This window comes from Candidatus Liberimonas magnetica, from assembly GCA_020523885.1.
GTDB classification, from domain to species: domain Bacteria; phylum Elusimicrobiota; class Endomicrobiia; order Endomicrobiales; family JAFGIL01; genus Liberimonas; species Liberimonas magnetica.
This window is the reverse complement of record JAJAPY010000011.1, coordinates 90,856-98,035: the sequence shown is the minus strand read 5'-3', so window position 1 is coordinate 98,035 and position 7,180 is coordinate 90,856. Positions and strand designations below refer to the sequence as shown.

At 40.2% G+C, this 7,180-nt stretch carries 6 protein-coding genes; 1 reads left to right on the top strand and 5 read right to left on the bottom strand.

What is annotated here, in order from left to right:
* Positions 1–116: 116 nt before the first annotated feature.
* The 5 genes from LHV68_09505 to LHV68_09485 all read right to left on the bottom strand — a co-directional run bounded on the left by LHV68_09505 (position 117) and on the right by LHV68_09485 (position 6,190).
* A complete protein-coding gene (locus LHV68_09505) occupies positions 117–947 on the bottom strand; it encodes a Bro-N domain-containing protein (protein MCB4792110.1) in 831 nt (276 codons plus the stop codon).
* A 33-nt stretch (positions 948–980) separates the two neighbouring features.
* The gene (def, locus tag LHV68_09500; protein MCB4792109.1) at positions 981–1,490 is read right to left on the bottom strand and encodes a peptide deformylase; all 510 of its coding nucleotides are present in this window, start codon (positions 1,488–1,490) and stop codon (positions 981–983) included.
* 77 nt (positions 1,491–1,567) lie between these two features.
* Entirely contained in the window at positions 1,568–3,715 is a 2,148-nt protein-coding gene (locus LHV68_09495) for a DUF2723 domain-containing protein (GenBank protein ID MCB4792108.1), read from the bottom strand.
* On the bottom strand, positions 3,712–5,292 hold the full coding sequence (locus LHV68_09490) for a hypothetical protein (GenBank protein MCB4792107.1): 1,581 nt from the start codon (positions 5,290–5,292) through the stop codon (positions 3,712–3,714). Before LHV68_09490 ends, LHV68_09495 begins: the two co-directional genes overlap by 4 nt.
* Position 5,293: 1 nt before the next feature.
* Positions 5,294–6,190 carry an AEC family transporter gene (locus tag LHV68_09485; protein ID MCB4792106.1) on the bottom strand — a complete coding sequence of 299 codons (897 nt, stop codon included), beginning with the start codon at positions 6,188–6,190 and terminating at the stop codon, positions 5,294–5,296.
* A gap of 197 nt (positions 6,191–6,387) precedes the next feature.
* Here LHV68_09485 and LHV68_09480 point away from each other — a divergent pair, with 197 nt between their 5' ends.
* A complete protein-coding gene (locus tag LHV68_09480; GenBank protein MCB4792105.1) occupies positions 6,388–7,098 on the top strand; it encodes a SurA N-terminal domain-containing protein in 711 nt (236 codons plus the stop codon).
* The last annotated feature ends 82 nt before the right edge of the window (positions 7,099–7,180 follow it).

The following is a 7,180-nucleotide window of genomic DNA, read 5'->3' as shown; positions in this document are numbered from 1 at the left end:
CGAAAATATTCTTTCTGTCTTTTGAACATATTGTTACAAAATAATACCCGTCCAAGGAATTCAGGGGACACAATACTTATTTCCTATTTTTATATATCGGTGTATTAAAATCAACTTTATTTCTCCAACCGTTTACGGCTTTCCGGCTGGTCAAGATAGTTTTCGGATGAAACAACTTTTTTGCCGCTTTTTCTTTCAAGGTCTTTGCGCGCACTGCCTGCAACAGTACCACCCTGTATTGCCGCATCTTTATTTTTTTCAAAACCTTGAGCATGTTTGTTGCGTGCTATTTCAGTTGTAGAAGCTTCACCCAGCATAGTAAAAATAAGTTCCAGATCATTCATATGGTCCCGCAGATTTTCACGATCAAGTTTTTTTAATCCCTTGTATTCGCTTGGGGTTAAGCCAAAAGTTGCTTTCGATATTTCAGCGGTCAGTATTGAATACTCTTTATCTTCTTTTACACCCCGCTTTTTCCATTCATTTGTCAATTCATCACGAACAGCAATACCCCGCATCCGTTTTTCTATCCAGGCATCGCTGTATCCTTTAGCCTTGTATAACGCCCTTATCCGCTGTGTTGAAAGCTCGGGGTTTTCAATTTCCTGAACCCTCTCATACCCCACCCTGGCAAGCCAGCGTTTAAAAGGTTCTGCTTTTGGCGATGGGATCGATTGAATTAAACGAAACATTGTTTCAGCATTTGCACAGTCTGTATTATACATCTTACCATCAGAAGATTGCATTTTCAGTTGTCCGATTTTTTCGGACAACTCAACATATCCTTCATTTTTCAATTTGTTTTTTAAATCATTCCAATATTTTCTCGGCCTTTCTGTACCTGTAAGCGCTTCAATTATATCTGTTACAGAAAACCACCACTCATTGTTATGAATAGCCCTGCGGACATTCTTGCCTTTAAACACAACTATTTTCGTTGTTTCCATTTTTTGCTCCAATAATCACTCTAATCATTGTTTTTACCACTCGCCCAATTTTTTTCTTTTTCTTATCAGGTACTGAACATGCAGTTTTTTATAAATCGGAAGCCTGCTTATAAAAACCTTGCCGTCCAGATGGTCCAGTTCGTGCTGCAGGGCTTTTGAAAGGAGGCCGGCCCCTTCTACGATAACAGGCATGCCGTTCTCATTTATCGCGCTCACCTTGACGTTCTTATGACGCTTGATACTGGCTGCTATACCCGGGAACGAAAGACAGCCTTCTTCTTCCAGCATCTTGCCGCTCTTATCTGTTATCTTAGGGTTTATGAGCACAAGGGGTTTCCTTTTTCCTTCAGGCCTTACATCTATAACGCATATCCTGTCCGGTACGCCTACCTGAGAGGCGGCAAGGCCGACGCCATTATTGATATACATCGTCTCAAGCATATCGCCGGCTAATTTTTTTATTTCCGGCGTAATTTCTTTGACCGGCAGGCATTTTTTCTTCAAAATAGGTTCACCGTACTTATAAATCTTTAAAATACTCATTTTCTTGTCCTTTTTAAAAGTCCTGGTCTGCTGGATTTTCAGAGAAGCAGACCTTATTTTATCAAATTTTTATTTTTTTATTGCAAAGTTTTTAAAATCTTTTCAACTTCCTGTTTTTCTTTCGGGTCCTGGACCAGGCCCTGATAATATTTAAAACTCAGCTTGCTTTTAGGATAATCGCCGGCTTTCTGGTATGCAAGGCCGAGGTTGTAATAGGCATATAAATATTTCGGGTCAAGTTCTATGGCTTTTGTAAAAAACTCTATCGATCTGTTTGTCTCCCCGGAATATAGATACAGGAGCCCGAGTTCATTGCCGACATTAGCAGAATTACCCTTCTGCCATAACTTCAGGAAAGCTTCCTGTGCCTGCTGGTATTTTTGCAGCGCTTTGTACGTTAACCCTATATTAAAAAGCACGAGGTCGCTGTTAGTATTGTATTTTAGGACCCTGTTGAACCAGTAAACGGCTTTTTCATAATTTGACTGTGCATACTCAAGCGTGCCGAGGTTGTTGTAAGCAGCTATGAGCGTACGGTCTATACTGAGCGACTTATAATATTCCTTTTGCGCCGTGTCATATTGTTTTATGTTCGCAAAAGCCAGGCCCAGGTTATTATGGCTTGAAGAATAATATGAAATGATATGATTGGTAAAAAAATCATTCTTTTCGCTTTTACTATAAGCCCCTCTTTCAACATAAAAAATAAATGGGCTATTATCCGGTTCATACTCGCCTTTTTCTGACATTCTGAACAGGCAGCCATACGGGTAAGAAGAATAGTTCGGCGGGAACTTACTGGGCAGTTCCGAAAAGATCCGGAATTTTTCGCGGTTGTAATCAAGGATCAGGTGTTCAAGCTCCCTCCCGGAAGAGACTTCCTCTTTCGGGAGTATTTCCGGGTAACGTTCCTTCATCAGCATATATCCCCAGCGTGTGCGGTAATATGCGATAAGCTTTATATCCTGCCGTTTTTTTAAAATTTTCTGAAAATAAGTCGTTAAAAATGCCGTTGAATCGTCAGGGTTATAAATAAAACTGCCTTGTTTCAAGGTTAGAAACAAGTTCCTTGCATAATCATAGGCAAAAAAGCTGTTCCTGTAATCGCATTGGGCCATGTTCGTATTAAATGATAATACTGCCAAAAATAAAATAAGCATTTTACCAAGGCCTTTTGATGCAATGGCTGATACGCAGGCTGCAACAAAGAACATGAATAGAACATTAGGCATGACAAAATGCGGTTCAAGGATAGGGAGGGTAGTCTCCTCGTTGGGCGGGAGGTTAGACAATATTACAAAGACCGGGCCGGATATCAAAAGACTTATGAGGAGGAATTTAAAGAACCTGTCCTTTATCTTGAGATATATCCCGATTAGTCCAAGCAGCATCCCGGGCCAGGTGAACTGCTGGGAAAGGGATTTTATATAAACTAACAAATGCTGCATTACCATCCCAAAGCTCCATTCAAACTTGCTCTGTTCGGGGTGAAGTTTCATCCCGCCGTAATCTGAACGGGTTATTATCCTAAAGAGGCCTTCGATACTTTGGGGTTCACCCCAGCTTGAGACCGGGGCAGTTGAAAATCTTAGCGGCAAAAACAAATAAACCGAAAGGCCAAGACTAAAAAGTAAAATACCGTATGCAATGTCTTCTATTTTGAAACTGCCCAAAGACCAGAAGAACCAGGCAAGGCCGGGTATTATGAATATAATGGTCTGGTGGTTCCCCGAAGCAATCCCGCATAAAAATGCTATCAATAAAAAAAGCGGATTATTTATATTATGGGCCTTAAAATCTATGGACAGCTTAATGGCCAGCAAAAGGATCAAACTCAATAAAAATGCGTTCAAGGAATACATCTCCGGGACCTGGGCAAGCCTCCAGTAAGAAGGCGAAAAAAGGAGCAAGAAAAGAGATATCAAAATCCACCAAGAGCCGCCAAAAACACTCTCCAGGCACACGGCAAGGACAAAAGCCGCACCTGCGCCGAAAACCGCGGACATGATATTAACATGATAGGCGGTATTTCCAAACGGGCTGAGCATGTCAAAAACTTTCCCGCACAAAATATATAAAGGATACCCCGGAGGATGGGCAAGCCCGACCGTGCTTGAGGCAACTACAAGGTCGCCGGAATCGCGGTAAGCCGGCACCGTAGGATGAAGGGTAAAAAGATATATGGAAAAAACAATAAAAAATAAAAGTACCGGTTTTGTTCTCATTTAAGGTTGTATTTCTTCTTTATTTCCTGCACCTGTCCTATGAAAAACTCATCCAGCTGCCCGGAAGTTATTAGACTTGCAGTTTGCTCGCCCGTATGCATGGGTTTGTTTAAATGAGCTTTCAGGATAATTATATCATATCCTGCCAGTATAATTGCCAGAAACAGGATAACAGGGTACAGCCTTGCTTTCTCGAACTGGTTTTTGAGCTTTTCAAATACAATATAAAAAATAGAACCAACTACCAAGATCCCGATAAATAAAGACAGCTCAGGCCGGGACAATGCCGCCAATTTATTAAATATCCCTTTTAAATTAAATATTATACCCGCTTGTTTAGTTAATATATCCTTATATGAAAGATACCAGAGAAGATCAAGCCCGGAATAATAGTTAAGAAGCAGCCCTGCGGTCCAAAGGCCCGGGATAACTATCAGGGCAAGACCTATAGCTTTTATGAACTTTGGTTTGAGTTCAAAAAAGCTCCAGAATTCAGAAATACCTATAGCCGCCAAAGGCAGTGTGCTTACCATCTGCCTAAGCCCGAACGAATACCCTTCCCAGTACGCCACGCAGCAGGAATTTATAAGCAGCTGCCCCAGAAAAGCAGCGATAAGCCCGGAAAATATTTTTGCATTTTTTAAAAGGCCGAAGCAAAGTCCAAAAAAAGCTATAAAAAATACCGGTGTCCAGGTCAATATCCCGTGGTATGAGGAAAATAGGACTTGCGGCAAGGCAAAATATTTCAGCGAAACATTAAATTTACTGGGAGCATAAAAAAATGAACCGTAAAATAATTTCCAAATTATAAGCTGGGGAGAAGCTCCTAACAAAAAAGAAAAGATAAAAACCGCCCCGGATTTTAATGCTTTTATGAACCCGTCCTTTAGCCTGAAACCAAGTTCAAATAATACAACTACGCCGAACAGCGCTTCCTGCGGCCTTGCCATAAAAGCCGCGCCGAGGATTAAGCCAAGGACAGTAAACCTTTTTAACTCGTTTAATTTGAATTTATTCTTTTCGTCACTTGCTTTATCCGGCATAGAATACAGCCAAGCCCACAGGAAAAGAGTTATGACAAATGCTGTTATAGCATGGGCAGTGCATGAAAGAATGAAAGTATAAAAGAACATAGGCGTGCCTATGAACGCGGTTATCGCGACAAGAATTCTATAGGACTTATATCCCATTTCCTTTAGTGTCAGGACGATCAAATAAAACGCAAGGATACCGTAAAATATAGTGCCTGAATTAACCCAGTACCAAAACCAGACCGAATAAGGGCTCACATCAACCTTGGCAAGTATTTTTGCAGTCAGGTAAAAAGGTGTCCAGAAAAATGCCGTTCCAAAAGACCAGTTATTGCTTATATACCCGGTTTTGGTAAGGGCAAGAGGAATAGGTATACGCATATTTGTAAAATCATTATAAAAATCAATGTCACCGTCATAAAAAATAGAGGGCAGATAAGAAAAATAACCCTGCCCGTCCGGGAACAAGTAGTAGGGATTAATAAAAAGATAGGCGAATATAAAAACAGCCAAATAAATAAAGAGTTTAGTTTTAAAGTATCTCATATTAATAGAACATAGCTAAAAAATAGCTTATCGCTGGAACTGTTAATAGGACAAAAACAGTACCTAAAAAAATAGAAGCTGAGGTAAACTCCACTTCTGCCTTATACCGCTGTGCTAAAATATAATTATTTGCAGCCGGAGGCATGGAAGCGGTCATAAGGCATACGCCGGCCATGGTAGGGCTCGTCACGTCAAAAACAAAAACGAAAAAAGTCCCTGCCAGCACCCCTCCCAGCATCCTTAATAAAACACCCGCAAAAAAAGCATCCAGCAACACCTCCGGTTTAATGGCTTTTAGGCTGTATCCCACAAGGGCCAGCATTAACGGAAGGGTAAAATAAGATACATAATTGCCTGATTTTAAAATGACTTCAGGGATAGGTATAGCTAAGATATTCAGCCCTATTCCGGCGACTACCGCATAAATAAAAGGGAGCTTTAATACCTCAACTATGGATTTGTTTTTGCTTATCCACCAGACCCCTGCGGTATAATTGAATACCGAGATGACTGCGCTAAAAATAATTGTATAAACCGCACCCTGTTTTCCCCAAAGCATTGTATTTATCGGTATAGCAAGATAGGCAGAGTTCATGAAAATTATTGATAAGCAATGTTTTGAAAAAGGTATTTTCCTGGAATATGCCCAAACCTGAGCCATTAAGATGCCTGCAACAAAAACAAAAAAAGCTACACTTATTATTTTTGTTGCCTCAAGAACAGATAACGGCGCGGCCCAGATAGTAGAAAGGATAAAAAAAGGAATTAAAAAATAGATTGCAAAATTTATGAATATATCTACAAATTTTTCAAGGTTTTTACTGACTAACCTGCTCATAATAAAACCGAGCAAAATATATATGAACACCTGCATAACAAGCTTTGATACTAGTTCCATTGTTTTATTATTATACCGTTAAAACATCTTCGAACGGTCTTGATTCATAAGCTGTGTAGTCTATTCCTTAATCACTGCAATCAGAGATTGTTGGTTTTCAAACAATCTCATTATATTAAATTTGATTTCACCAAGCAATTATTGTACAATAAACCAGGCTGTAGTCTGTAGTCTGATATTCAAGGAGATATATACCAATGATAATGAATTTTTTGCGTAAACATAGGACTACCATATTCGCGATAACCATACTGGGATTTCTTTCAGGTGCTTTTGTAGGTTTTGGAAGTTATTTTTTTGGAAGAAAAACAGCAAGCGATGCAGTCGCTGAAGTAAACGGCGTCCAGATCCCCTACACGACCTATTACAACTTGTATAACAGAGTAGTGGAAAACATGCGCAAAAAAAACACGGAAGTAACCGATGACATCCTGAAAACCAAAAAGCAGGAAGTTGTGCAGGACTTGATACAGGAAGAGGTTTTCTATCAGGAGTCCCTTAAATACGGCATAAAGGTTTCGGACGGCGAGATCGCCGCGGATATTAACAGCTATCCCGGTTTTCAAAAAAACGGGCAGTTTGACAGGTTCGCCTATTACAACGTATTGAATCAGATACTCCGTACAACTCCGCAAAAGTTTGAAGAATCAAGAAAAAGGCAAATAGCTGTATTTAAATTAAGGTACCTTATCGCTTCGAGCGTCAGGTTGACGGAACCCGAGATCCGCCTTGAATATATGAGAGCTAACCGCGGGGACATGTCCAAGTTTGAGGCACAAAGGCAGGAATTTATAAAAAACTTAAGGCAGGAAAAAGTTGCGATGGTCTTTAATGAATGGTTCAAACAGTTGAATATTTCAGTCAAGATAAAAGTGCATTTAAACGAGATAGAAAAAGGCCAATCGTAAAGACAGTTATAAGCAGTAAGTTGTAAGTACTAAGCAGAGTCAATCCCGCCATTGCGGGATGAAACCCATCCTTCGGCTCCTG

Bases quoted from the DNA above. Each gene is read 5' to 3' on its own strand.
- LHV68_09505 (MCB4792110.1), bottom strand. From the start codon at position 947: ATGGAAACAACGAAAATAGTTGTGTTTAAAGGCAAGAATGTCCGCAGG.
- def (MCB4792109.1), bottom strand. From the start codon at position 1,490: ATGAGTATTTTAAAGATTTATAAGTACGGTGAACCTATTTTGAAGAAA.
- LHV68_09495 (MCB4792108.1), bottom strand. From the start codon at position 3,715: ATGAGAACAAAACCGGTACTTTTATTTTTTATTGTTTTTTCCATATAT.
- LHV68_09490 (MCB4792107.1), bottom strand. From the start codon at position 5,292: ATGAGATACTTTAAAACTAAACTCTTTATTTATTTGGCTGTTTTTATA.
- LHV68_09485 (MCB4792106.1), bottom strand. From the start codon at position 6,190: ATGGAACTAGTATCAAAGCTTGTTATGCAGGTGTTCATATATATTTTG.
- LHV68_09480 (MCB4792105.1), top strand. From the start codon at position 6,388: ATGATAATGAATTTTTTGCGTAAACATAGGACTACCATATTCGCGATA.